At 44.7% G+C, this 24,592-nt stretch carries 21 protein-coding genes; 5 read left to right on the top strand and 16 right to left on the bottom strand.

Annotated elements, in window-relative coordinates; genetic code table 11:
- Positions 1–159: 159 nt before the first annotated feature.
- Positions 160–1,122, top strand: coding sequence for an Hsp33 family molecular chaperone HslO (locus ACR64G_RS01905; protein ID WP_435979875.1), 963 nt, complete (start codon positions 160–162; stop codon positions 1,120–1,122).
- A gap of 125 nt (positions 1,123–1,247) precedes the next feature.
- Here ACR64G_RS01905 and ACR64G_RS01900 read toward each other — a convergent pair whose 3' ends face one another.
- From ACR64G_RS01900 to ACR64G_RS01850, 11 genes are all read right to left on the bottom strand, one after another.
- Positions 1,248–2,708, bottom strand: a complete 1,461-nt coding sequence (locus ACR64G_RS01900; RefSeq protein WP_435979874.1) for an alpha/beta fold hydrolase — start codon at positions 2,706–2,708, stop codon at positions 1,248–1,250.
- A gap of 382 nt (positions 2,709–3,090) precedes the next feature.
- Positions 3,091–5,304: a PhoX family protein gene (locus ACR64G_RS01895; RefSeq protein WP_435979873.1), complete on the bottom strand. Its 2,214-nt coding sequence runs from the start codon at positions 5,302–5,304 to the stop codon at positions 3,091–3,093.
- 210 nt (positions 5,305–5,514) lie between these two features.
- Positions 5,515–6,195, bottom strand: coding sequence for a fumarylacetoacetate hydrolase family protein (locus tag ACR64G_RS01890; RefSeq protein WP_435979872.1), 681 nt, complete (start codon positions 6,193–6,195; stop codon positions 5,515–5,517).
- Positions 6,196–6,244: 49 nt separating this feature from the next.
- Positions 6,245–6,970 (bottom strand): ABC transporter permease, encoded by a 726-nt coding sequence (locus ACR64G_RS01885; protein WP_435979871.1) that lies wholly within the window; start codon positions 6,968–6,970, stop codon positions 6,245–6,247.
- Positions 6,971–6,982: 12 nt separating this feature from the next.
- The gene (locus ACR64G_RS01880) at positions 6,983–7,717 is read right to left on the bottom strand and encodes an ABC transporter permease (RefSeq protein ID WP_435979870.1); all 735 of its coding nucleotides are present in this window, start codon (positions 7,715–7,717) and stop codon (positions 6,983–6,985) included.
- 299 nt (positions 7,718–8,016) lie between these two features.
- Entirely contained in the window at positions 8,017–8,820 is an 804-nt protein-coding gene (locus tag ACR64G_RS01875; protein WP_435980612.1) for an ABC transporter substrate-binding protein, read from the bottom strand.
- Positions 8,821–8,844: 24 nt separating this feature from the next.
- Positions 8,845–9,786 (bottom strand): transporter substrate-binding domain-containing protein, encoded by a 942-nt coding sequence (locus tag ACR64G_RS01870; protein WP_435979869.1) that lies wholly within the window; start codon positions 9,784–9,786, stop codon positions 8,845–8,847.
- A gap of 99 nt (positions 9,787–9,885) precedes the next feature.
- Entirely contained in the window at positions 9,886–10,677 is a 792-nt protein-coding gene (locus ACR64G_RS01865; RefSeq protein ID WP_435979868.1) for a transporter substrate-binding domain-containing protein, read from the bottom strand.
- A gap of 277 nt (positions 10,678–10,954) precedes the next feature.
- The gene (locus tag ACR64G_RS01860) at positions 10,955–11,749 is read right to left on the bottom strand and encodes an ABC transporter ATP-binding protein (protein WP_435979867.1); all 795 of its coding nucleotides are present in this window, start codon (positions 11,747–11,749) and stop codon (positions 10,955–10,957) included.
- Between the two features lie 234 nt (positions 11,750–11,983).
- Positions 11,984–12,295 carry a hypothetical protein gene (locus ACR64G_RS01855; RefSeq protein WP_435979866.1) on the bottom strand — a complete coding sequence of 104 codons (312 nt, stop codon included), beginning with the start codon at positions 12,293–12,295 and terminating at the stop codon, positions 11,984–11,986.
- Between the two features lie 40 nt (positions 12,296–12,335).
- Positions 12,336–12,626, bottom strand: coding sequence for a hypothetical protein (locus tag ACR64G_RS01850; protein WP_435979865.1), 291 nt, complete (start codon positions 12,624–12,626; stop codon positions 12,336–12,338).
- 427 nt (positions 12,627–13,053) lie between these two features.
- On the opposite strand from ACR64G_RS01850, the gene ACR64G_RS01845 reads away from it, so the two are divergent.
- From ACR64G_RS01845 to ACR64G_RS01835, 3 genes are all read left to right on the top strand, one after another.
- A complete protein-coding gene (locus tag ACR64G_RS01845) occupies positions 13,054–14,355 on the top strand; it encodes a glutamate-5-semialdehyde dehydrogenase (RefSeq protein ID WP_435979864.1) in 1,302 nt (433 codons plus the stop codon).
- A 117-nt stretch (positions 14,356–14,472) separates the two neighbouring features.
- Positions 14,473–15,219, top strand: coding sequence for a ribonuclease domain-containing protein (locus ACR64G_RS01840; protein WP_435979863.1), 747 nt, complete (start codon positions 14,473–14,475; stop codon positions 15,217–15,219).
- Position 15,220: 1 nt separating this feature from the next.
- Positions 15,221–15,544: a barstar family protein gene (locus ACR64G_RS01835; protein ID WP_435979862.1), complete on the top strand. Its 324-nt coding sequence runs from the start codon at positions 15,221–15,223 to the stop codon at positions 15,542–15,544.
- A gap of 210 nt (positions 15,545–15,754) precedes the next feature.
- Here ACR64G_RS01835 and ACR64G_RS01830 read toward each other — a convergent pair whose 3' ends face one another.
- From ACR64G_RS01830 to ACR64G_RS01810, 5 genes are all read right to left on the bottom strand, one after another.
- Positions 15,755–17,311 (bottom strand): alanine/glycine:cation symporter family protein, encoded by a 1,557-nt coding sequence (locus ACR64G_RS01830; RefSeq protein WP_435979861.1) that lies wholly within the window; start codon positions 17,309–17,311, stop codon positions 15,755–15,757.
- Between the two features lie 409 nt (positions 17,312–17,720).
- Positions 17,721–18,974 carry a serine hydroxymethyltransferase gene (gene glyA / locus ACR64G_RS01825; protein WP_435979860.1) on the bottom strand — a complete coding sequence of 418 codons (1,254 nt, stop codon included), beginning with the start codon at positions 18,972–18,974 and terminating at the stop codon, positions 17,721–17,723.
- 308 nt (positions 18,975–19,282) lie between these two features.
- Positions 19,283–19,741 (bottom strand): hypothetical protein, encoded by a 459-nt coding sequence (locus tag ACR64G_RS01820; RefSeq protein ID WP_435979859.1) that lies wholly within the window; start codon positions 19,739–19,741, stop codon positions 19,283–19,285.
- 93 nt (positions 19,742–19,834) lie between these two features.
- Complete coding sequence (locus tag ACR64G_RS01815) at positions 19,835–20,326, bottom strand: chorismate--pyruvate lyase family protein (RefSeq protein WP_435979858.1); 492 nt, start codon at positions 20,324–20,326, stop codon at positions 19,835–19,837.
- A gap of 16 nt (positions 20,327–20,342) precedes the next feature.
- Positions 20,343–21,692, bottom strand: coding sequence for a GNAT family N-acetyltransferase (locus ACR64G_RS01810; protein ID WP_435979857.1), 1,350 nt, complete (start codon positions 21,690–21,692; stop codon positions 20,343–20,345).
- A 596-nt stretch (positions 21,693–22,288) separates the two neighbouring features.
- Between ACR64G_RS01810 and ACR64G_RS01805 the strand changes: the two genes are divergently transcribed.
- Positions 22,289–24,508, top strand: a complete 2,220-nt coding sequence (locus ACR64G_RS01805; protein WP_435979856.1) for an NADP-dependent isocitrate dehydrogenase — start codon at positions 22,289–22,291, stop codon at positions 24,506–24,508.
- Positions 24,509–24,592 lie beyond the last annotated feature (84 nt).

Raw genomic sequence — 24,592 nt, 5'->3', positions numbered from 1 at the left:
AACACTTTTCTCAACAGTCTCCCCGTTACCGCTTATCGCTCTGGTCTGATTAGAACCCAAATAGTATAATTTTATTAAATCACAAACCCGTTTTGTTACAATTGATAAATCTATGATAATCCCCATAAAGTTAACACCTTTTTAAGGAATAAATGACTTATGACTTTAGCTACTCAAACTCCAAACGATGACCGTGGCAGCGTAGATGTGCGTCAGCGCTTTTTTATCGAGGACTCACCCGTTCGCGGTGACGTCGTACGCCTATCACGCAGTTATGCGACGACCATTGCCCAAAAAGCTTATCCTGAAGCCATTAAACGCTTGCTGGGCGAGATGTTGACGGCGGCAAGTTTGCTTATTGGTACGGTCAAAATTGATGGTCACCTCTCAATTCAGCTCCAATCATCAGATAGCGATAGCCTGCTCAATTGGGCAATGGCAGAATGTAATCAGGACGGTGTTATACGGGCGCTGGCTAGCTGGAAGGCTGAGACTGATGAGCAGATACACGCTTGGGATAAAATGACGCTAGCTGACGAGGCATTTGCTGAGCTTGGGTCAACGGGTCAAGGCGTATTGTTCATTAACATCCAACCTGACGGCGGCGAAGCTTATCAGGGTATCGTTGAGCGTACTCATGACACACTATCAGAGTGCTTGGCACATTATCAAAAGCAATCAGCACAAATTCCGACGCTGATTAATCTTGCCTCAGATGGCTTGCAAGCGGGTGGTATCTTAGTACAGATGCTACCACGTACTGCTGAAGAGGCTTATGAGATTGAACAAAACGAAGACGCGGGTATCGATGATGACTTGTGGATTCGCCTGTCTGTACTGACCCGTACGGTCAAGGATGAGGAACTGACGACTCTTGATGCTAATGAAATCATTTATCGTCTGTATAACGAAGAAAGCGTCGTCGCTCCTGATCCTGTGGCGCTAGCGTTCGGCTGTACGTGCTCTCGTGAGAAGTGCGCTACGGCGATTGAGCAGATTGGAGAAGCTGAAGCTTTGGATATCTTGGAGGAGCAAAACGGCACCTTTGAGATGGACTGCGGTTTTTGCGGTGAAGTGTATACTTTCGATAAAGACAATGTGACAGCGATATTTGCTGAATAATTTTTGTTGAATGGCTTGGCTCCATTTGACGTCATAATAAAAACCCTCAAGTAGCATACTTGAGGGTTTTTATTGCAAATAACTATTTGATACTCAGCTCAGCTCTAACCAGTTTAACGCTAACCCTAAAATGCCAAGTCTAAGCTCTTTGGGTAAGAGTGGAGACGAGGCCTATTAGCAAAGTCGCTTTTGCCGTTATCGACAAGCCAAGCGACCACTTGCTCGCGCACTCTTCGACTATGCATCAAATTCATATGATTGACGCCGTAAAAGACAGCCTTATGGCCTTCTGGCACAAATAAAGTATGCGCGTTACCCCCCTCTCCGAGTGCTGATGTGATCGATACCAAGCTATCACCGAGTAAATTTGTAAGTTTTGAATTATAATGATTTTCAATAAGAGCACTAGCGACTAAGTAAGTCTTGATGCCACTAGGCAGGCGGGTAGGATGACGAAAGTCAGGTGGCAGTACATTACGGCCCTCTAACGACTTCCAATCGGCATCACGAATACTGCCATGGCGTAAATCGATAATACCTGCGCTACGCATATCTGCTAGATGCGCAAGCGAGCTTGCGAAAGGGACTTTACTGATAATATCTTGTACCATAAAACCGATACGCTCAAGCATAGCGCCATGATGCGGCGACCCTAGCGTTACTAGATTTCCAACGCGTTTAACCCAATCAAAGCGCTCTTGTTCACCATAAAAGAGCGCACTACGGGCAACCAAACCGCCCATGCTATGACCGATGAGATCTATCTGATTGATATTAGGATTACTATCTACCAAATCTTGTAGTCGCCTCGATAGATCGCGGCCACTACGTGAGATACGTCGTCCTGTATTGTAGTCTAAGTATAAGACTGTAGCGTCTGGCTGACTACGGCTGATCGCCTGTCCTAGACTGCTCTCTTTTTTAGGATCCCAGCCCAAGTAACTCATACAAAGACCATGACATAGAATAATAAGGCGTCCTGATAAAGGCTCTTCTAGTAGGTTACCGTCTTTGTCGTAGAACATCATAGGGATGGCAAGCGGATTATCATTATTGACCAGATGATCACCCATCACCCCGTTGAACACATTGACCAGTTTTTTTAGACCATCGGGAAGGATTTGCCCATTGGTTGGTTTGGCGACGTCTTTGTACAATCGCAGACCTGATGATAAACTATTGCCAACCATGAACATAATATGACGTACTACGCCATAAATACGTCCCGTGATACCGCCCTGCCAATTGCTAAGATGATTCTCGTTAAAACGTCCTATAGGACGTAATATAATCTCTCGGTGCATGGACTCGACGATGTCTGTCACCTCGACTACTCCCATCGTCGCAAGCTGCGCAAGCCCTCCCAAAAAATCGCCCAATGTCAGCGGCTGATTCGACAATGTACTAGCGCCATTCTCCTCCAACAGCCTAGCTACTTCATCGTCGTCAATGAATTCAAGCCGATCAATCTGCTCATACAAGTCAGTATGATACGGCATACTTTCAGCTGCAAAATAAGCATCTGTTTTTTGCTGAGTACTAGAAAAAAGATCGTGGATAGTATCAAGCGGATCTGGGCTGTTCATGATGATGAGGTGCTCAGCGATTATAGGGTATCTTATATACTAGCTTTTAACGCCGGCAAAGAGAAGAAAATGCATTGACTCACAAGTGTGTTTGTTACTACAAGTACTCGTAGCTTAGCCTCATTGCTTATTTGCTTGCATCGTCTATATCGTCTATATCGTCTAAACGACGGTTTTATGTTGATAAAAACACCCTGTCTTAGGATAAATTGACATTATTGGTATGTATTTTAAAAATGAAAAATCCCAAGTCGTAACTTGAGATTTTTTGGATGCATAGATTATTTATTGGAGTTAGAGCATAGCTTTATGGAGCATAACTTTATGGAGCATAACTTTATGGAGCATAACTTTATGGGGCGTAATTTTATGGAGCATAGTTTTAGACTGAAGTAGCTGGCATTAAGGATTCTGCCAGTATCACATCACCATCTTCTTTAGTAATCATAACGGTGGCTGAGCGTGGTGTACTACCACCAGTGACAGCGCCCCAAATATTACCCGGATGCTGAATATTAATAAATAAGGTCTTAAAATCTGGCGTCATCGTAATGCCAGTAACCTCGCAGCCTTCAGGTCCAACAAAGAAGCGTTTGATAGTGTCATTACTGGCAGAGATACCGACTTGGGTCTGCTGTCCTGCCGAAGTGGTCATAACTGCGCCATCGCGTACTTTACCCGGTAGCGCCGCGAGCAGCATACAGCTACTGGTATCGGTATAAGCGCCATCATCCGTCTGAATCCACAATACACCACGAGGATCAAAGTACAGCCCATCTGGTGAAGAAAAGTCATTACTATCATTTAAACCAGATAGATTCTCTGCGACTAGATCACTTGGCGCACCAAACAGATAAATATCCCACTCAAAGCGAGTTGCAGTATGGTCGCCACCTGCTTCTGCCCAGCGAATGATATGACCATTATCATTGCCACGTGCTCTACCGCCAGCATCATAGCTGCGCGGATTGGCCGCTGATACAGGCTGATCATCACGCACGCCGCGATATTTATTATTGGTCAAGGTGACATAGACCTCCCCTGTGATGGGGCTGACCGATACCCATTCAGGGCGATCCATTTTAGTTGCACCCAATGCATCCGCCGCAGCGCGTGCAAAGATGAGTACCTCGTCTTGTCCGTTAAATGGCAATACGCTATTAGTATTGTCTAAACCATTTTGACCATGAATCAGCGCTTTCCACTCACCGCTACCGTCTTCGTTGAAGATTGCAACGTATAGCGTACCCTCATTCATATACTTATCACCCGCTGTCAGACCACCGCCGATATCGCTATTTGACCACAGAGCTGTGGAGACAAACTTATAGATATACTCGCCCCTAGCATCGTCGCCCATATAAAACACGACGGGTTGACCTTGCTTGACAGGTGCATAAGCGCAGTTTTCATGAGCAAAACGTCCCAAGGCGGTGCGTTTTTTTGGTGTAGCAGTTGGATTGAAAGGGTCAATCTCGGTCATATAACCAAACGTATTAAAGACATTGCGATAATCCTCCGCTGCGGTTACACCCGATGCGGTCATATCCCAACGTGAGAACTCATCACTGATTGTGGCGTCCTTGTCATCAGGGGTATGCCACAAATAACCCCAACTGGCAAAGTTCTCTGTCGCGCCATAACGCTCGCGGCCATAGTTCTGAGCAGCGGTTAATTGGCTAGCATCTTGTCCACGAGCAAAGACGCCAAGGAAGTTCTCCTCTGTGGTCAAATAAGTACCCCAAGGTGATAGTCCTGCGCCGCAATTATTATTGATACCTCGAGTCTCAAAGCCTGTAGGATCAAACTTGGTCTTGACCCAATCAGAGCCTGCCACAGGACCTGTCAATTGCGCGGTTGTACTACTGGTGATACGGCGATTGTATTTAGAATCAAGTACCATCTCGTAGCCCATGCCATCAGCGCGGCGCGTCATCTCAACTACCGCGACCCCATGACAATTGACTTCGCGGCGTATGTCGCTGGCAAGGCGGCGGTCTTTAAAGATAGGTGCCGCGTTATTATCTTGACTGACATAATAACCAAAGGGGCTGAGCTCGCTACTATTGACGTACTCATGATTCATGACTAGCAGACCGTTATCTGACGCCTTTGGGTCGTAAGCACTGCCCTTTTTGCCAAAAAACCACATGCCATCATGGTTGTCACCCATACGCCACTCAAACGACTCTGCCGACTGCTCACGGTTGTCCCTCCAGTCCTCAATACCAGACATCAATGGCGTACCCAGTGGCAATATCATCTCAGCTTTATAGCCCTCAGCCACACTCATAGTCTCAGCCGTTGAATGCGCCACCGCCTCAAATTTTAAGGTCTCAGGACGCTTTAAATCACCCTGCGCGGGGATAGCTGCAGTGTTGTTATCACTAACGATACTGCTATCATCGTCGTCACTACACCCAACCAAAGGTAATGCGCCAAAAAAAGCGGCAGCTGTCAATCCTGTGCCCCCTTTTAGGACACTACGGCGGTTCATGCGACGGTTGATAATCGTTTGAAATTCAACATTATTGGTAGAATTAGAATCTTCAACGACTTCGCATGCAAGATTTTGCTTATTATTCAGTAATGTCATCATCATTCACCCTGTTGTTAGTCTGGATTAGTATGAAAGGATCAGTCCGCATTCTGGTGATTACCACTACAAACATGCGAGTTACACTTGAGTCTACTGAGCGTTCATGACAATACAATGACATTTGTATAAAGCTTTATTCAAAAAAAATCCCAAGCTTTGGCTTAGGATTCTCTACTCTAGGACAGCAAATGTTTATTGAAAGTAATGCTATTGCACGCGCGTCTGCCACTCATGCCTGCCTAATACTAGCTTTAGCTTATCACCTAAGTTTAACGCACCAACGCCACTTGGCGTACCAGTCATAATGACATCACCAGCTTGCAAGCTAAAAGCATGGCTAATATCAGCGAGCAAATCATAAACCGAGAACAGCATCAAGGCACTATCACCATCTTGCGTCAGTGTATTATTGATATGCAATTGATAATGTACTTGCGTAAAATCTCCAAACTCCTTTGGATCGAGCCAATCGCCAAGTACGCACGCGCCATCGAAACACTTGGCACGCTCCCAAGGATGACCTTTGGCTTTGAGCGCGCTTTGAAGCTCTCGCAAGGTCAAATCAAGGCCCAAAGTTACCCCGCCTATCGCTTGTCTAGCTTGTTCAGCAGTCGCTGCATGCAGATCTGTTGCTAGCTGAATACACAACTCCGTCTCATAATGGGTCTCGCCATAGACTTTTGGGCTGGGACGAATAATGTCTTGCTCTATAGAGATCACCGAAGAGGATGGCTTCATAAATAGCATCGGTGCGCTAGGTATCTCATTACCAAGCTCAGCGGCGTGCGCGGCATAATTGCGACCGACACAAACGACTTTTCCAATGGCATTACGTAGATTATGATCAGAATTACTTTGATCTAAAGATGTTGCTAGTGATTGGGTCATACTCATCTCTTACTTTAGCGATTATCGCTATATTATTATCTATCATTCATTATGGAATCGTATTGGTCATGACATCTGGTGGGACGTAACTTGCATGGCGATTCATTCTCTTCTCAAAAAGCCTAAAGCTGAACAAAATAACCCACGATAGTAGAAGGTAAACAATACCCGCTGCAAAGAAGAGTTCCATTAGAGTATAAGTACGCGCGCTAATCGTACGAGCAACGCCTGTAATGTCCATCAGCGCAATAGTCGAAGCTAATGCACTACCTTTGAGCATAAAAATAACTTCGTTACTATAAGCGGGAATAACAATACCAAAAGCACGCGGTAAAGTAATGCGCGTCAGTTTTTGCCACTTAGACATACCGATGGCATCAGCCGCTTCAAGCTCGCCGATAGGAATGGTCTGAATAGCACCGCGAATAATCTCTGCTAAATAGGCGCTAGTGTTTAGAGTAAAGGCAATAATAGCGCACCAATAAGCTTGGCTGAGTACTGGATCCCAAAGGAATGATTCGCGTACCCATTCAAACTGACCCAGTCCGTAATAAATCAAGAATATCTGTACTAGTAATGGCGTGCCACGAAAAAAGAAAATATACAAAAAGGGTAATATTTGTACGAGCCAGCTCTTGGATAAACGCAGTAGCGCTAGTACTAAACCAAAAAATAGTCCGATAATACCTGAGACTACGACCAACTGTACCGTCAACACCGCGCCGCCTAAAAGGTCTGGTATGTGCTCAAAAATAACTTGCCAATTCCAATCCATAGTCTGTTTCCTCTACTTTGCGATCGGTTGGCTAGGGGCGGATTGACGGCTGAGTTTTTTGGCGTAGCGCGCTGCTGGATTAGCGCGCCATTCAAGCCAAAGCATAAAGCCTGTAATAATCATGGTAAGACCTAAATAGATAATCGCCGCCGCCATATAAAAGGTAAAAGGCTGCTGCGTCGACTGCGCAGCACGCGAGGACTGATACATGATATCTTTGAGACCGACGACAGAGACCAGAGCGGTATCTTTGAGTAGGACTAAGAATAAGTTACCCAAACCTGGCAATGCAATTTGCCAAACTTGCGGCAAAGTAACCCGGTAAAATATCTGAAAAGGACGCATACCGACCGCTTGAGCCGCTTCGCTTTGACCGACCGGAATCTCTTGGATCGACATCCGAAAAATCTCAGTAGCATAAGCCCCAAAAGCGATAGACAAAGCCATGACGCCACCCCAAAACGCACTGACCTCAACGTACTCGTTATAGCCAAATCTTTTGAGAATGCTCATCAGCAAGATGGAGCCGCCATAATAAATAAACAGCACCAATAGCAGCTCAGGAATACCACGCATCGTCGCGGTATATACCGTCGCAAGCTTACGCAGTATCCAGACATCAGACAGCTTTGCCGTTGCACCCATCAATCCTAGAACCATACCGATAATAAGGCTGGTTACCGCAAGCTTGATAGTAACGGTGGCACCGCTCAGTAGTAGCGCGCCAAATCCTTGTAAGTCAAACACAATTATTCACTTATTCTCGTTATGTTATCAATAAGATATTAAAGGAAATATTCGCTTCATCTTGATTTTGCTTAATCTTAATACAGTCCCTAGAAACGCGTTTATAACACGCTAAATGACCGCTTAATAAAAGCGCGCTTAAACCCTAACGACTTGCATAATAAACTGAGCGCTGATTTTATCATATACCAGTGACGCTATGTTATCGTCTCCATACAAAAAAGACATCACCAAAATGGCAATGTCTTTTTTATGGTCGCTCAGCAAGCTGTAAATTAGTAACTACTTTTTATAGTAAGCTACTGCATACCTACTGAAAAATATTTATCGTTTAGCGCATCATAAGTACCGTCTGCTTTTATGTTTGCTAACGCCTGATTAATCTTACCTTCTAGCTCATCCCCTGGGCGCACCGCTATCGCAAAGTTATCTTTGATGTCGATCTCATCGCCTTTTAGCACATAACTGCTACCAGATTCTGAGCTTAGCCATTCGATAGCAGGCAGTTTGTCAGAGACCATCGCATCGACACGTCCTGACCCTAAATCCAAAAATGCGTTACTCAGCGTGTCATACAACCGTATATTAGCTTGAGGATACTCACCCTCTAACCACTGTGATGAGATCGTTGAGCGCTGAGCGGCAATAGCATTAGTATTGATATCATCAGGATTGCTAGGATCGAAGCTGCTGTCTTTTTTGGCCAAAAACACTAGAGTATTGCTAAAATAGGGATCGGTGAAGCTCACTTGTTGTGCGCGCTCTGGTGTCACTGACATTGCGGCGACAATAGCGTCATATTTGCCCGCCTTGAGACCTGGAATAATCCCGTCCCAATCTTGTGCCACAATCTCACAAGTAACTTTCATCTCCTCACAAATAGCGTTTGCCATATCGACATCAAAGCCGCCCAAAGAGCCATCAGCATTGGTATAGTTAAAAGGCGCATAAGCACCTTCTGTTGCCACGCGTAAGACATCGTCCTTGTTGGCAGCGGTGTCTATTGATTCAGTATTGGTACCTGCGTTGTCTTGACTGTTACTACAACCTACCAAAGCCAAAGCTGTCATCGCTATCAGTGATGCAAAAGTCTTTGTCATGATCATCCTTGATATTCAATCCAAAATTTAGTTAGCCATCGCTTCTGCTTGCTCTTCTTCAGCGATTAGTGCATTACCATCTACGCTGCCATCATCAATGACGACCACTTTTTCTACACTGTTATTAGCAGTCGCTTGCTGAGCTACGGCAGTTGAGCTAGTACCAAAATAGCTTCCTGTGATTTGCTCGTAAGTGCCATTGGCTTTAAGCTCACTAAGTGCTTTGTTGAATTTAGCAACCAAGGCATCGTCTTTACGAAAACCAATACCCATGGCGTCTTCATCAGTGCTAATCTCAGCACCTTTGATTTCGTAGTTCTGACCTGCTTCAGTCTTTAACCAATCAAGACCGGTGACCTTGTCTGACATCATTGCGCGCGTGCGACCTGAGGTTAGATCTAAATAGGCGTTGTCTTGCGTATCATAAAGCTTGATATCAGCATCGGCGTGCTCGTCTTGCAAGTACTGTGATGATACCGTCGCACGCTGAGAGCCAATAGGTTGACCGCTAAGCGCGTCAATAGTAATGTCATCGCCCTTTTTACCGATTAAGACAATGCTGCTATAAAAGTAAGGATCAGAGAATTGAATGACTTCTTGACGCTCAGGGGTAATCGACATACCAGCAATAATGGCATCGAATTTTTGTGCATTGAGACCAGGAATTAGGCCATCCCAGTCTTGTGAGATCACGTCACAGTCCGCTTTCATTTGCGCGCATAGAGCATCTATCAGTTCGATCTCATAGCCGATCAATTTACCATCAGCATCCGTATAGCTAAACGGCTTATAGCTTGATTCAGTCGCAATTTTGATACTCATTGGTGCATCGTCAGTTGCTGTATTGACTACTACAGTCTCATCGGTAGTCGTATTATTGTTGCTACAGCCTGCGAGCATAAGCATCGCGATACTGACAGGTGCAAGCCACTTAGCTTTGGTAGTCAGTGTGGTTGATTTTTTCATCATAATAAGTCCTTGGTATATTTAGTCAAATAGTAGGTTTGGGCGATAGCAGTGAGCTTGCACTTACCGCTTAATCCGTGTCGACAAGCGTTATGGTCTAAGCTACTGGCCAAAATTCTCTTGCTCAAGACGTGCCAGCTCACCATTACTACGGATTTCACTAAGGGCCTTATTAAACTCGTCTCTTAACGGATCATCTTTACGAACCGCGATAGCGATATTGTCATTGTTATCGATCTCATCGCCTACAATACCAAAGCCTTCGGTATTGTCAGCTAACCATGATTTGGCAGAGACTTTTTCGGCCAGTACTGCATTGCTACGACCAGATTTTAGATCTAAATAGGCATTATCGTAATTGTCATACAACTGAACGGTATTGCCATCTTTGCCTTCATAGTTGTCCTGCAAGTAGGCGCCAGGCGTCGTTGAACGCTGACCGCCCAAGGTCAAATCTTTTATCGCCATAGGATCAAAACCGCTACTCGTGTCTGTCAGCCAGACCATAGTATTAGCAAAGTAAGGTTCGGTAAAATCGACTTTTTCTTGACGCTCAGGGGTGATTGACATACCAGCGACGACTGCATCGTACTTTTGTGCCAGTAGACCTGGAATGATACCGTCCCAATCTTGAGCGACTACTTCGCAGTTCGCTTGCATTTGCGCGCACAATGCGTTGGCAACATCGACATCAAAACCTGACAGACTACCGTCAGCATTGGTCATATTAAAAGGAGGGTAAGCGCCTTCGGTAGCGATACGTATGGTCTTAGTTGCAGTGTCAGCTGCCTCTACATTGGTATCAGCGGCCTCATCAGCAGCTGGGCTACAAGCACCAAGCAGCATAGCAGTAGCAACGGTCATCGATGACCATAATAGACGAGAATTCGACATCTTACATTCCTTAGTTTTGAATAGGGGATTCTAATACGAGTGACGAGAGTCATCGTCCGACATCCATGCCGGACTAATATATTTATTAGCATAAATGAAGGAGAGCTACCGTAAGCGGTATAAGCACTTCGATGATACCTGACTCAAATACCAAAAACAAACATTTTGCAACTGAGCTGACATTATCGAGTAATAATTAATTTAGGTAGGATATGGCCATTAAGTAGTGACTCATCAACGGTATAAACTTAAAGTGCAAATTTTCTGGTAATGCCAACTACTGACGATGTGAGGCCATAAAATCTTTGACGCGCTCAGATTTAGGATGATCAAATATCTGCTCAGGCGTGCCCATCTCCTCTATAATGCCTTGATGCAAAAACACCACCTGGCTTGAGACTTCACGAGCAAAGCGCATCTCATGGGTGACGATAAGCATAGTTCGCCCCTCCTCTGCCAGCTCTCGCATGACAACGAGCACCTCATTGACCAGTTCAGGATCAAGTGCTGAGGTCGGCTCATCAAAGAGCAGGACTTGTGGCTGCATTGCCAAAGCTCGTGCGATAGCGACGCGCTGACGCTGACCACCCGATAAGTTGGCGGGATAAGCGTCTTTTTTATCCAGCAGACCTACTTTGTCCAGTAGTTTTTCTGCATCGCTAATCGCTTGGGCTTTTTTGATTTTTAGGACCTGCGTCGGTCCCTCAATGATATTTTGCAAAATCGTTTTATGTGGCCATAGATTAAAGTTTTGGAACACAAACCCTACGCGCGCGCGCAGACGCTCTAGCTCTTTGACATTGGTCGCTTGCAACTCACCTGACTTACTGGGTTTTAGCATCAACTCGTCGTTGCCGATAGTAATGCGACCTTTATTGGGCTTCTCTAACATATTGATGCAGCGAAGCAAGGTCGACTTGCCAGAACCTGACGATCCTAATATAGAGATCACATCACCGTCATAGGCAGTCAAAGATACGCCTTTGAGCACCTCTAGTGAGCCATAGCTCTTGTGAATATCTTCTAAATCTAGAGCGATAGGACGAGTCGTGTTTTTTGCAGTATCAAGCATGATTTAGCGGGTTTCCAGTAAGGATAAAAAGGCGAATGTTTAGGAGCGATCACTCAGTGGTCATTACCAAGTCAGCTGCTCTAAAACGCAGCATATTGTCGCTTAAAATAGAAGCAAAAGGCAAACGTACTCTTGACTATTTTATTCAAGGTATAAAAAAGCCCAAACCTGCCATCGCATATTTGAGCTGTATTTTAGCATCTTAGTCTACTTACCGTCTTTTTATCTATTGATTTAATAGGTTGAGACGTGCTCTGATGACTCGCTACCATCGAGAACCTCTGAGTCATCCGCTGTAGCGATAGCGACATCGTCATTTATGGTTTCGTTATCCATTGCGACACCATCATTGGCGCTGGCAATAGCGACATCGTTCGCTGGCATGTCATTGTCCACGCCAGTAGCAGCTTGTTCAATCTGGGTTTGTGAATCATAGGTTGGATCCTCTTCGCTGGTTTTAGCACCCTTGTCTTCACAAGCACTCAAGGCCAATACCGAAGTGGCTAAGGTCACTAGTAGTAAGTTTTTATAGATAGATTTCTGCATAAGGTCATCACTCATTATTGTTTATTGAAAGTAATAGTATTTACTCTTCATCGTCCATATCATCTTCTAAGGAATCATAACCCCAGTCTTCATCATTACCGTCATCAGTATCATCATCGCTATTGTAGGCATCATTTTCTATGTCAGTAACGATATCTATATCATCATTGTCATTTTCAATCTCCACTTGTTCTACTGAACCAAGTGCTGAGTTCGTATTAGCAGCTTCACTATTGGTATAGACACCCCAAATTAGCGCCAATGCGACTAGGGAGCCGTACAACCATTTTTTGGATATGATAGGTTTTGCTTTTTTCTCTGTAGCAGTCATACATGCTCCTTTTATATAGTGGAAACGAAAATCACCTCTTGATAGATAGTGTAGTGTTATTAGTAGCGCGTGACCTTAGTATTTAATGCCGACTTCTGTTAAAACTGCGTAACTATAGCCACTTTGTATACGAGAGTATCAAGCGCCAATAGTCGATATTGGCTGATTGCAAACGGATGCTGTTCACAAATTCATCTTTACTAACGACTCAATCTGCTCTATGTTAAACAGTATAATGCTAGAGCACTCATAAAACCGCTAATTATAACCATACCAAGAAGAAAAGGGACTTTTAGTAGAATAAAGCAGGTAATTCTGCTTTTAGGCGTGTCTGACGCTCAATATAATATCTCTCTATTCGTCCTTTTTTATCACTAATATTAGCTGCCTACTGCTATTTATACTCATCACATAAGGATACTCATTTATGACTCAATCAACGACTACAGACATTCATACTTATATGCAAACTGTCGGTCAGCAAGCTCGCGGCGCATCTCGCGCACTCGCTGCTGCCAATACCGGCAATAAAAACGCTGCACTCATCGCTATTCATGACGTCCTCGTCGATGCCAAAACAGACATCTTGTCTGCTAATAAAATCGATATGGATAAAGGTCAAAAGAACGATTTGGATGCCGCTTTGCTTGATCGCTTAGAGTTAAATGACGCGCGTTTTGATGGTATGCTACAAGGTCTAAAAGACGTCGCTGCCCTACCTGACCCTATTGGCGAAGTCACCGACATGACTTATCGTCCATCGGGTATCCATTTGGGTAAAATGCGCGTACCACTCGGTGTCGTCGGTATGATCTATGAGTCACGTCCTAATGTCACGTTAGAGGCAGCATCATTAGCGCTCAAATCAGGCAACGCTATTATCTTGCGCGGCGGCTCTGAAGCTTTTGAGTCCAATCAAGCCATAGCCAAATGCATTCATCAAGGTCTGAGCAATGCAGACTTGTCTGAGCACAGCGTACAAGTGCTACAAACAACTGATCGCGCTGCTGTCGGTGAGCTGATTACTATGACAGACTATGTCGATGTTATCGTACCGCGCGGCGGTAAAGGTCTGATCGAGCGTATCAGTGCGGACGCAAAAGTACCCGTTATCAAGCATCTGGATGGCAACTGTCATACCTTTATCGATAGTGACGCTGATCCCAAGATTGCGATTGACGTTAGTGTCAATGCCAAAACCCATCGCTATGGCACGTGCAACACGATGGAGACGCTATTGGTCGATGAGGCTGTTGCTGATGATTTGCTGCCACAAATAGCTGAAGCTATCGTACAAGCCGATGATGCCATGCAACTACGTCTCGACGATAAATCACAAGCTATATTGAACGCCAATTCGAAGCTTGATGGTCATCTCTCTGCGGCGACTGACGAGGACTGGGACACCGAATACCTTGCGCCTATCTTAGCAATTAAAGTCGTGAACGGTATCGATGAGGCGATCGAACATATCAATACTCACGGTAGTCAGCACACTGATGTCATCATCACTGACAACTATACCAAGTCGCAGCGTTTCATCCGTGAAGTCGACTCAGCCAGTGTCATGATTAATGCCTCTAGCCGCTTCGCTGATGGCTTTGAATACGGACTTGGGGCTGAGATTGGTATCTCAACGGACAAGATTCATGCTCGTGGTCCTGTTGGACTCGAGGGTCTGACCTCACAAAAATGGATTGTCTACGGTCATGGCGAAACCCGCGCGTAACTTATTCCTCGTCATTCGATGTACATGCAAAACGCCAGCCTAGTCGCTGGCGTTTTTGTGCGATGCCATTCTATTGTATATACTATCTTTAACATAAAACCATAGGACAGCGTGCTCATGCAAAGTGGTAAAATCAAGCACTGGAACGAGGATAAAGGTTATGGTTTTATCGATGTAGACGATCAAAGCGAGGATGTGTTTTTTCATATTACTAGAGTACGTTTGTCTCAACCTGTCAGCATTGGTCAGCGCGTCTACTTCAATAGCGAGCGCAATGACGAAAACCAGTTACGTGCCACAGAGGTAACCTCTACTTCACTGAGCCTACAAGAGACGCTGCAACCACAACTAGCTAAAAACGCACCTCATCAGAACCGTCACAACCATATCAACAACAGCAATAGCCATAACAATCAGCGGCGTATTAACCAAAAAAAGAGCAGCCCTATCTCTCGTCTATTTAGTCTCATCGCTATTATCGCCTTAGCGGTTTATTTCTTTGGCGACCTATCATCCACGTTTCTTGGTGATGATGCTCAATCGAATACAATATCGCAATCATCACAGTCATCAGAATCAGCCACTCAAAACGTTATCACTGGTGACGTACAAATTGATCATACTATTGCACTTATCAAGCGTGGCGGCCCCTACCCCCATCCTGCCAAAGACGGCACGACGTTTTATAATCGTGAAGGTCGTTTACCTGCGCAGCCCAGTGGCTACTACCGCGAGTATACGGTACCCACGCCTAGTGTGTCACATCGCGGCGCGCGGCGTATCGTCACTGGCGGCAATCCGCCAGCAGTCTATTATTTAACCGTCGATCACTACGACAGCTTTAGCCAATTACAGGTGAGATAAAATGAGTCAGGCTATTTATTATATTGACAACAGCGACGCTCAGTATGGCTCTATACCTAAGCAAGCTATCGCTATTATCATGGGGGAAGTGCTCGATAAAAAGGCATTATTAACAGCGTTAGGCATCGCGCTCAGCTTCCCTGATTACTTTGCCCATAATTGGGACAGCGCATGGGATTGCTTGACGGATAGTGATGCCAAATATTTAAAGCTAGATTTGACAGAGGTAGAGAAGATTAATACCGAAGATTTCAACGGCTTTAAAAGTATGATTGAGGACGCTTTTAGAGATTTTGGCAAGCCGCAGTTGTGGGTAATAGTATAGGACAGGTAGTCATCGCTTTTAGTCCGTTTAATCCAATTAAACTGAATGTGGTTTTTAAAGTCACAACATTCTATTGATCTCTACGTCCCACAAACTATAACGCCTCTGCTTAATAAATATCTAGTAAGTAATCAACATCAAAAAGCCCGCCAAGACTACTCTTGATGGGCTTTTCTATATCATAAAGTTATAACAGATTATTCAAACTCGTTATTTGTACTTTTTAATTTCACCACTCTTCACACGTGCAACGAAAGATTGAACCTCTTTTTTCACAACGGGCATTAAGAAGTATAGACCGATGATGTTGAAGATAGCCATAGCGAACAGAGCCGCATCTGAGAAGTCGATAACGAAGCTAAACTGTACGATAGTACCGATAACAACAAAGACCAAAAAGATAAGTTTGTATATCATCTCGCCAGCTTTACCTTCACCGAAAAGGTAAGTCCAAGCTTTTAGACCATAATATGACCATGAAATCATCGTTGAAAAGGCGAACATTATTACAGCTACTGCTAAGAAGTACTGGAAGATTGGCGCTGTTTGCATAAAGGCGGCACGGGTTAGCTCTACACCAGTGATCGCTTGAGTTTGCAAGTTTGCGGCCGTGTTCACCCCAGATATAGTAATAACGAGCGCTGTCATAGTACAGATGATAACCGTATCAATGAACGGCTCTAGCAAGGCTACTAAACCTTCAGTAGCAGGCTCATTTGTTTTTACCGCTGAGTGAGCGATAGCCGCTGAACCAACACCAGCTTCATTAGAGAAAGTCGCACGTTTTAAACCTTGAATTAATGCACCAATAAATCCACCAGCAACACCAGCACCAGTGAAAGCACCAACGAAGATCTCTGTAAATGCCGCGCCAATAAGGTTATAGTTTGCAACCAGTACGATTACAGCCATAGTGATATATAATAATGCCATAAAAGGTACGACTTTTTCGGTAACGGTTGCGATGCGCGGCATACCACCGATGATGACCGAGCCGACTAACAACGCTAAGATAATACCAAAGAATATACTGTAATCAGTAGGAATAGAAAAAGTAGAGCTCATTACTGCAAAGGCTTGGTTACCCTGAAACATGTTACCAGCACCAAAAGTCGCTAATATAGTCATGAGGGCAAAACCAACGGCTAAAACCTTACCAAATCCGCCCATACCACGTTCAGCCATACCGCGGCTCAAGTAGTACATAGGTCCACCTGATACGGCACCAGAGGGCAGTATCGTACGATATTTGACACCTAACGTACACTCTACAAACTTGGATGCCATGCCGAACAGGCCAACCATAATCATCCAAAAGGTAGCACCAGGTCCACCAATAGCGAGTGCTGCACCCACACCTGCAATATTACCAAGACCAACCGTACCTGATAGAGCCGTGGCTAAAGCTTGGAAATGGCTAACTTCACCTTCTTCTTTGACAGCGGGATTGGGATTGGTATATTTACCTCTGACAATATCCAGAGATAACCCTATAAGACGAAACTGAATAAATCCAAAGTAGAAAGTAAATATGAGTGCTGCAACTAACAACCAACCGACAATGAGTGGAAAGCTGACATCGCCAAGTGGCACTGAATAGAAGATAAGATCTACAAACCAGCCAAATGCACTGCCCATAAACCCATCAAGACCTGCGCCAAACGCCGCTAAACCTGATTGTTCAGCCTCTAAAGCTGACTGCTCAGCTGCTTGGGCAAGACTGGCGCTGAGTAATAGCACCATTGCGACTAATGATTGTTTTCTCATAAAGATCCCCTTAAAGAAAGTAACTTCCTAGTAAATATTTGAACCATTTTAGCGATATCAACACTAAATAGGTAAGAATATACTACACTTTGTACTATTATTATTACTGAATTATCACTGCTGACTATATACTAATACAGTCGAATAAACAAAAATTTCATATATTTCGACGAGTTAAATATTAGCTTAGCTTCTTAAAATTGTTGCTAGGAACTAAGTAATCCTATAGTTACTATAAAATAATGTTGATAAATATTCATAATATGGACTAAAGATCTAGATATATCTCGATAATATAGTTATAGAATTATTATAAGTTGACTTTTACTACTCTAATATACATAAACAGTAATAACAAAAAAACCGCTAAGCCAAAGCTAAGCGGTTCTTTTTTACACATTCAAAAGACTTACTGGTTTTTCGCATAAACAGGCTTTTTCGCGCAGATAGCTTTGACCTTTTCACGGGTATCAGCGATCACTTTTTTGTCGCCACGGCTATCGAGTACGTCGCACATCCAGCCGGCTAGCTCTTTGACGTCCGCTTCATCAAAACCGCGCGTGGTTACGGCGGGCGTACCGATACGAATACCTGAAGTCACAAACGGTGATTTTGGATCATTTGGCACCGCGTTTTTGTTGACGGTGATAAAAGCATCGCCAAGCCATGCATCGGCTTCTTTACCCGTCATTTCTTGCTTGACGAGGCTGATAAGCATCAGATGGTTTTCAGTACCGCCTGAGATGATTTCATAACCGCGATCGATGATGACTTTCGCCATTGCTTTGGCATTTTTGACCACTTGCTCTTGATACGTTTTGAAGTTGTCCTCTAATGCTTCTTTAAAGCACACCGCTTTACCCGCGATGGCATGCATGAGTGGACCACCTTGGTTGCCTGGGAAGACAGCCGAATTGAGTTTTTTGGCAAGCTTATCATCACGAGATAAGATAATGCCTGAGCGCGGACCACGTAGGGTTTTGTGCGTGGTGCTGGTCACGACATCAGCGAACGGTACGGGGCTTGGATACGAGCCAGCAGCAGCGAGACCTGCGATATGCGCCATATCAACTAAAAAGTAGGCGCCTACTTCGTCTGCGATATCGCGAAAACGCTGCCAATCGACCACTTGCGAATACGCTGAGAAACCAGCAATAATCATTTTGGGCTTGTGCTCGCGCGCTAGGCTGTCGACTTGATCGTAATCGATCTCGCCTGCTTCGTTGAGGCCGTATTGCACCGCATTGTAGTTAATGCCTGAGAAGTTGATATGCGCGCCATGCGTCAAGTGACCACCGGCATCAAGACTCATACCAAGTACCGTATCATTGGCTTCTAACAGCGCCAAAAAGACAGCCGAGTTGGCTTGACTACCCGAATGCGGCTGAACGTTGACGTATTCTGCGCCAAATAGCTCTTTGGCGCGGTCGATAGCGAGCTGCTCGATGATATCGACATACTCACAGCCGCCGTAGTAGCGCTTACCTGGATAGCCTTCCGCGTATTTGTTAGTGAGGTCTGAGCCTTGCGCCTCCATCACCGCTTGCGAGCAGTAATTCTCTGAGGCGATAAGCTCGATATGGCTTTCTTGGCGCTTGCTTTCAGATGCCATAGCATCGGCAAGTTTTGGATCGAAGTCTTTGATAGAGATGTCTTTAAACATAAGGGCGTCCTATATTATTGGTTTTGTAAAACTAGCGTTATTAGAAACAGGGTAATGCACTAAGAATAATTCTTATGAGCGAACTCATGGATAGGTAATACTCAGCAAGAATATTAAGGGTCTACTCCCGCTTAAATTCTGCCATAAGCTGAGTCTAACATGAAATATGACTTTATGAGCGCAAAAAACCTCAGCTTAGGCTGAATGGTTTAGAGAATAACGCGGCCGAGAACGCCTTACGCTAAAACAAAAAAACAGCCACTTGAAGAGACTGTTTTTTTGGTAAAACTATTTAGTAAAGATATGGACTAGTATCTTAGTGCGACTAGTGGCTTAGATACCCAGCCCTCCCCTTTATCAGTTTGGACGTAATAATAACCGTTTTGCTCGCGACCCATATAGATAATGGTATCTTGCTGAGACAAGCTATTGACCTGCATCGAGTTCTTGTCTGCTTGCGTGTACAGTGAGGTATTCTTAAGCTTGCCCTCTAACAGAGTTCCTTCAATAATTTTGACGCCGTCTGCTTGATTGTTCATATCATTTGGCGATACTAGACCAACCTCTTCACCCAAATTCGTCACCGCCTGTTTACTACCACGGAACGTATCAGCAGTTTGTCCAATAGAGCTCACCGCTTTTTGCACATCGTAAATGCTATCAAAGAATCCTGCGTTGGCCGCTTGGGATAGAACAGCGGTACTGGCAAATAAGCCAATGATGCTCAATAGTTTGGGTAAGAATGTTGAGGGACTAGATGAATTCATGATCAAATCTCATATATCAATGATAGTGAAAGAATGAACTAAATTTTGGTTACAGAATATTAACATAGTATCTACTTACTAGACAAGTATTTTCTAATACCCGAAATTAGATAAGAATGTTTCACTAATCAATAGTTTGCGCCCATACCAGTCATAGCGCGTTTGCCGTTGCCAGCCTTTAGGCGTACAAGAGATAAAACGCTGACTTGGCAATGTACGGCGGCGTTTGAACAGTACATAACCGATTGGGATGCCCTTTAGATGTTGCAAGCGTCGTGCGTTACCTTTCAGACTTGGTAGCGGAAAGAGGCTTTGCGCCCATACCCAAGGTCGCTCATCGTTACCGTATAGGTGCACTTCACGTACCCATGCCAGCAGTGGTCGATTGAGCGCTGTGCCTGTAACGCCTAGATGAGTTTTTTGCGCTAACGATAATAGCTTGTATCCTTCAAAGTGGCGCTCTACACGCAGGGGCTGACCCGCTTTAGTCTCTAGCATTGCGGTCAGAGAGCCTTTGGCATCAAGCCACGGGATAAGCTCGAACGGCGGTGATTTGGATGCATGAGATAATTGAGTGTTTGACATTGCTACAGCATAATCCTTACACGTCGCTATCACTGTCTATTTCAGATTCATCATTAAATTTGGGCATATTGTCTTCATTGAATGGCAAGGACTCAAACGCTTGCTGTCGATACTGCGCCATTCTCATACGATCCTCAGTACAAAAATTGCTAATTGCAGGGACAAAACGCGGATCATAGATACGATGTATAGAGTGAGTCTTGGTTGGGATAAAGCCGCGGATAAGCTTGTGCTCGCCTTGCGTACCAGGATCGAAATACATCAGACCTTGCTCAATCGCAAATTCAAGCCCTTGGTAATAGCACAGCTCAAAATGCAAGCTATCATAATCGGCAAGCGCGCCCCAATAGCGACCGTACAACGTGGCGTTCTCGCTGTCAGGTTTGTCATATAAGAATAGACTACAAGCGATAATCTCACTATCGTTATCGTTGGCGCTATCGTAAGCGAGCGCTAGCATTAGATGCTCAGACATGGTTTTGGCAAGACGCATAAAAAAGTCTAGCGTGAGATAGGGCTGTTGCCCGCGCACCGCGTAGGTCATCACATAACAATGATAAAAGGCTTTCCAGTCACTATCGGTAATGTCATCGCCGCATTTACGTGCACATTTGATATCTTGAGCGGCGACTTTACGGCGCTCAGCGCGAATGGTCTTGCGCTTTTTGGCTCTAAGCGTTGCCAAAAATCCTTCAAAATTAGCAAAAGGCTGCTCATCTTTAAGCAGATCTTTATTTTGCCACAAGAACTGACAGCCTTGACGCTCAAGGATTGGCATCTCTATAATCGTCGGCTCAGCGCCCATCTCTTGCGCTGCTAGTGCAAACTCTACATCGACATCGCTAGGCATAGCAGTAGTGGCAACATCTGCCAGCTCAGGCGTCACAAATAGACCATGCCAGCTCGACGCGCCTACTTGCTGGGCAATGTCATCAACGCCTGCGATAGCGGTTTTTATAATATCATCGGTCAACGTTTCGCCCTCTGCTAACCACAGACGCTGACCGGTAATAGGGGTATACGGCACACTAGTGACAAGACGTGGATAATAATCGACACCGTAGCGCGCATAAGCCTCTGCCCACGCATAATCAAAGACGAACTCACCGCGATGATGACCTTTTATAAATACAGGGAGCACCGCCACAGGCTGCGTTATCAGCGCTTCTACATCGGGATCTATCGGCTGATCTGCTACTTGGTGCACCACAATAAATATCGGCAGCCACCCTGCTTGCTCACCAATAGCGCCCGTCTCCGTTAAGGCTTGCCAAAACGCAAAGGACATAAAAGGGGTATCGGGCGTTTGCCACTTGGTATCATCTTGCCAGTCGGTATCGTTTAGTAGCGCGTACTCTAGATTCATAAGTCTCACAATCGCTGTTATTATTGGCTCAATTTACGGTTTGATTCAATCATTATGAATCGCTTAGACATCATGCGATAAGTCCAGCCACTAGCCTAGCAAATTTATATCGGTTTGCTGTCACAATTTGCAAATGTAGCTACTAAATCTGTAATAAAGAATCCTGTCGGTCACCCAATATGTTTAAGGCTACTTTTACATCAATGTTGCGCTAAACTTAGTCTCTGCTAATGCCTCACAATGGCTCACTACCCTTTAACGTGGGTGATATTCGTTTTAATCGCTGGTAAAATACCGTCACTATCACCCTTAGATAATAAGCATATCGTCACTATTGATGAAATAGTATGTTGAGTTCATCATCCAAGGTTGACATCGTATCGAATTTACGGTGATTTTCTTACAAATTGCTGTCATCAGTTCACTTTTTGGGCCGTTAGATGATATAGTTAAACCATCATTCTATTGAATGCAATAATACCCTTTTACCTTTTATACTCACTTCTATGTCGGATTTGATTGAACCGCTATCACAAATATTAATAATCGTTATAACCCTTAAATGCAACTATAACCTAAAGGAATAGCATACTAAAATGTCAAAAATTATATATACAAAAACCGACGAAGCCCCAGCGCTTGCCACCTTATCTTTTTTGCCTATTGTCGAGGCTTTTACCAAAACCGCTGGCATCGATGTTGAGACTAGCGATATCTCTGTAGCAGCACGAATACTAGCCGAGTTCCCTGAATATCTTGAGGAGACGCAGCGCGTTCCTAATAATTTAGCCGAGCTAGGTCGTCTGACTCAAGACCCCAATGCCAATATCATTAAACTGCCCAATATTAGCGCCTCTGTGCAACAGCTAAAAGCGGCCATCAAAGAGCTACAAGGTAAAGGCTACGCGATACCTGATTTCCCTGACGATCCGCAAACAGAGGAAGAAGAAGCGCTGCGTAAACGCTATGGCAAGAGTTTAGGGAGTTCGGTCAACCCAGTACTACGTGAAGGTAACTCTGATCGCCGTGCACCAAAAGCGGTCAAGAACTACGCCCGCAAGCATCCGCATTCTATGGGCGAGTGGAAGCAATGGTCACAAACGCACGTCTCGCACATGCATAGCGGTGATTTTTATGCTGGTGAGCAGTCTATGACGCTAGATAAAGCGCGTAGTGTCCGTATGGAGCGCATCACGGATGATGGCACTGTTAATATCTTCAAAACAGGTATCGCATTGCAGGACAAAGAAGTCATCGATTTGATGTTCATGAGTAAAGAGGCACTACTTGAGTTCTATGAAAATGAGATGGAGGACTGCCGCGAAGCAGGTATCTTGTTTTCACTGCATGTAAAAGCGACGATGATGAAAGTCTCACACCCTATCGTCTTTGGTCATGCTGTCAGAACTTATTATAAAGATGCTTTTCAAAAGCATGGTGCACTCTTTGAAGAGTTGGGTGTCAATGTCAATAATGGTATGGCCTCGCTATATGATAAAATCGAGGAACTGCCCGCCTCAATGCGTGAAGAGATTGAGCGCGACTTACACGCCTGCCAAGTGCATCGTCCCCGCTTAGCGATGGTCGACTCTGCCAAAGGCATTACCAACTTTCACTCACCAAGTGATGTTATCGTCGATGCTTCAATGCCTGCGATGATCCGCTCAGGGGGCAAAATGTGGGGCGCTGATGGCAAAATGTATGACTGTAAAGCGGTTATGCCTGAGTCTACCTTTGCGCGTATCTACCAAGAGATGATTAACTTCTGTAAGTGGCATGGCAACTTTGATCCGACGACTATGGGTACCGTGCCAAACGTCGGTCTTATGGCACAAAAAGCCGAAGAGTATGGCTCACATGACAAGACTTTTGAGGCCAGCGACTCGGGTATAGCGCGTATTGTCGATGAAGAAACCGATGAGGTGTTAATGGAACAGCGCGTCGAAAAAGGTGATATTTGGCGCATGTGTCAGGTAAAGGATGAGCCTATCCAAGATTGGGTCAAGCTTGCTGTACGCCGCGCGCGCGAATCAGATACACCCGTTATTTTTTGGTTGGACCCTTATCGTCCGCATGAGAATGAGCTCATCAAAAAAGTCAATATGTATCTAAAAGATCATGATACTGATGGACTGCACATCGAGATTATGTCACAAGTTCGTGCGATGCGTTATACCCTAGAGCGTGTTGCTCGTGGTCTGGATACTATCTCGGCTACTGGTAATATTTTGAGAGATTATCTGACTGACCTGTTCCCTATCTTAGAGCTTGGCACCAGTGCCAAAATGCTGTCGGTTGTGCCGCTCATGAAAGGTGGTGGTTTATTCGAGACGGGTGCTGGCGGTTCTGCGCCCAAGCATGTTCAGCAGCTTGTCGAGGAGAATCATCTACGTTGGGATTCATTAGGTGAGTTTTTGGCCTTGACTGAGTCTTTAGAGCATCTCGCCAAAAATGATGACAATACCAAAGCACAGATATTGGCAGATACGCTCGATAAGGCGACTGAAAAACTACTCTTAAATGATAAATCACCGTCACGCAAAACCGGCGAGCTTGATAATCGCGGTAGTCATTTTTACTTGGCGATGTACTGGGCCGAAGAGCTTGCCGCTCAAGATAAAGACTGTGATCTTAGAGCGCAATTTTCTGAGCTTGCTAAGACGCTTGAGAATAGCGAAGAGACTATCATTAAAGAGCTCAATGACGCTCAAGGTAAATCTGTCGATATTGATGGGTATTATTTGGCAGATGAAGCGCTTGCCGAACAAATTATGCGCCCAAGCCATACCTTTAACGATGCTATAGCCTCGTTATAATGTAAGGATTCTTTTTTGACAGGCTCACGTTAGACACGGACACCTCAAAGATATTCATTTTTTGAGGTGTTTTTTATTGGCTAT

The sequence above is a fragment of the Psychrobacter sp. DM4 genome (assembly GCF_051307035.1).
GTDB lineage: Bacteria > Pseudomonadota > Gammaproteobacteria > Pseudomonadales > Moraxellaceae > Psychrobacter.
The sequence above is the reverse complement of the archived record's forward strand: the minus strand, read 5'-3'. Positions and strand labels throughout refer to the sequence as shown.

Excerpts from the sequence above, each read along its gene's own strand:
- ACR64G_RS01835 (WP_435979862.1), top strand. The coding sequence starts at position 15,221 with ATGAGTCAGGCTATTTATTATATTGACAACAGCGACGCTCAGTATGGC.
- ACR64G_RS01810 (WP_435979857.1), bottom strand. The coding sequence starts at position 21,692 with ATGAATCTAGAGTACGCGCTACTAAACGATACCGACTGGCAAGATGAT.
- ACR64G_RS01840 (WP_435979863.1), top strand. The coding sequence starts at position 14,473 with ATGCAAAGTGGTAAAATCAAGCACTGGAACGAGGATAAAGGTTATGGT.
- ACR64G_RS01820 (WP_435979859.1), bottom strand. The coding sequence starts at position 19,741 with ATGAATTCATCTAGTCCCTCAACATTCTTACCCAAACTATTGAGCATC.
- ACR64G_RS01850 (WP_435979865.1), bottom strand. The coding sequence starts at position 12,626 with ATGACTGCTACAGAGAAAAAAGCAAAACCTATCATATCCAAAAAATGG.
- ACR64G_RS01885 (WP_435979871.1), bottom strand. The coding sequence starts at position 6,970 with ATGGATTGGAATTGGCAAGTTATTTTTGAGCACATACCAGACCTTTTA.
- ACR64G_RS01895 (WP_435979873.1), bottom strand. The coding sequence starts at position 5,304 with ATGACATTACTGAATAATAAGCAAAATCTTGCATGCGAAGTCGTTGAA.
- ACR64G_RS01860 (WP_435979867.1), bottom strand. The coding sequence starts at position 11,749 with ATGCTTGATACTGCAAAAAACACGACTCGTCCTATCGCTCTAGATTTA.
- ACR64G_RS01830 (WP_435979861.1), bottom strand. The coding sequence starts at position 17,311 with ATGAGAAAACAATCATTAGTCGCAATGGTGCTATTACTCAGCGCCAGT.
- ACR64G_RS01900 (WP_435979874.1), bottom strand. The coding sequence starts at position 2,708 with ATGAACAGCCCAGATCCGCTTGATACTATCCACGATCTTTTTTCTAGT.
- ACR64G_RS01865 (WP_435979868.1), bottom strand. The coding sequence starts at position 10,677 with ATGTCGAATTCTCGTCTATTATGGTCATCGATGACCGTTGCTACTGCT.
- ACR64G_RS01905 (WP_435979875.1), top strand. The coding sequence starts at position 160 with ATGACTTTAGCTACTCAAACTCCAAACGATGACCGTGGCAGCGTAGAT.
- glyA (WP_435979860.1), bottom strand. The coding sequence starts at position 18,974 with ATGTTTAAAGACATCTCTATCAAAGACTTCGATCCAAAACTTGCCGAT.
- ACR64G_RS01890 (WP_435979872.1), bottom strand. The coding sequence starts at position 6,195 with ATGACCCAATCACTAGCAACATCTTTAGATCAAAGTAATTCTGATCAT.
- ACR64G_RS01855 (WP_435979866.1), bottom strand. The coding sequence starts at position 12,295 with ATGCAGAAATCTATCTATAAAAACTTACTACTAGTGACCTTAGCCACT.
- ACR64G_RS01805 (WP_435979856.1), top strand. The coding sequence starts at position 22,289 with ATGTCAAAAATTATATATACAAAAACCGACGAAGCCCCAGCGCTTGCC.
- ACR64G_RS01870 (WP_435979869.1), bottom strand. The coding sequence starts at position 9,786 with ATGATGAAAAAATCAACCACACTGACTACCAAAGCTAAGTGGCTTGCA.
- ACR64G_RS01815 (WP_435979858.1), bottom strand. The coding sequence starts at position 20,326 with ATGTCAAACACTCAATTATCTCATGCATCCAAATCACCGCCGTTCGAG.
- ACR64G_RS01845 (WP_435979864.1), top strand. The coding sequence starts at position 13,054 with ATGACTCAATCAACGACTACAGACATTCATACTTATATGCAAACTGTC.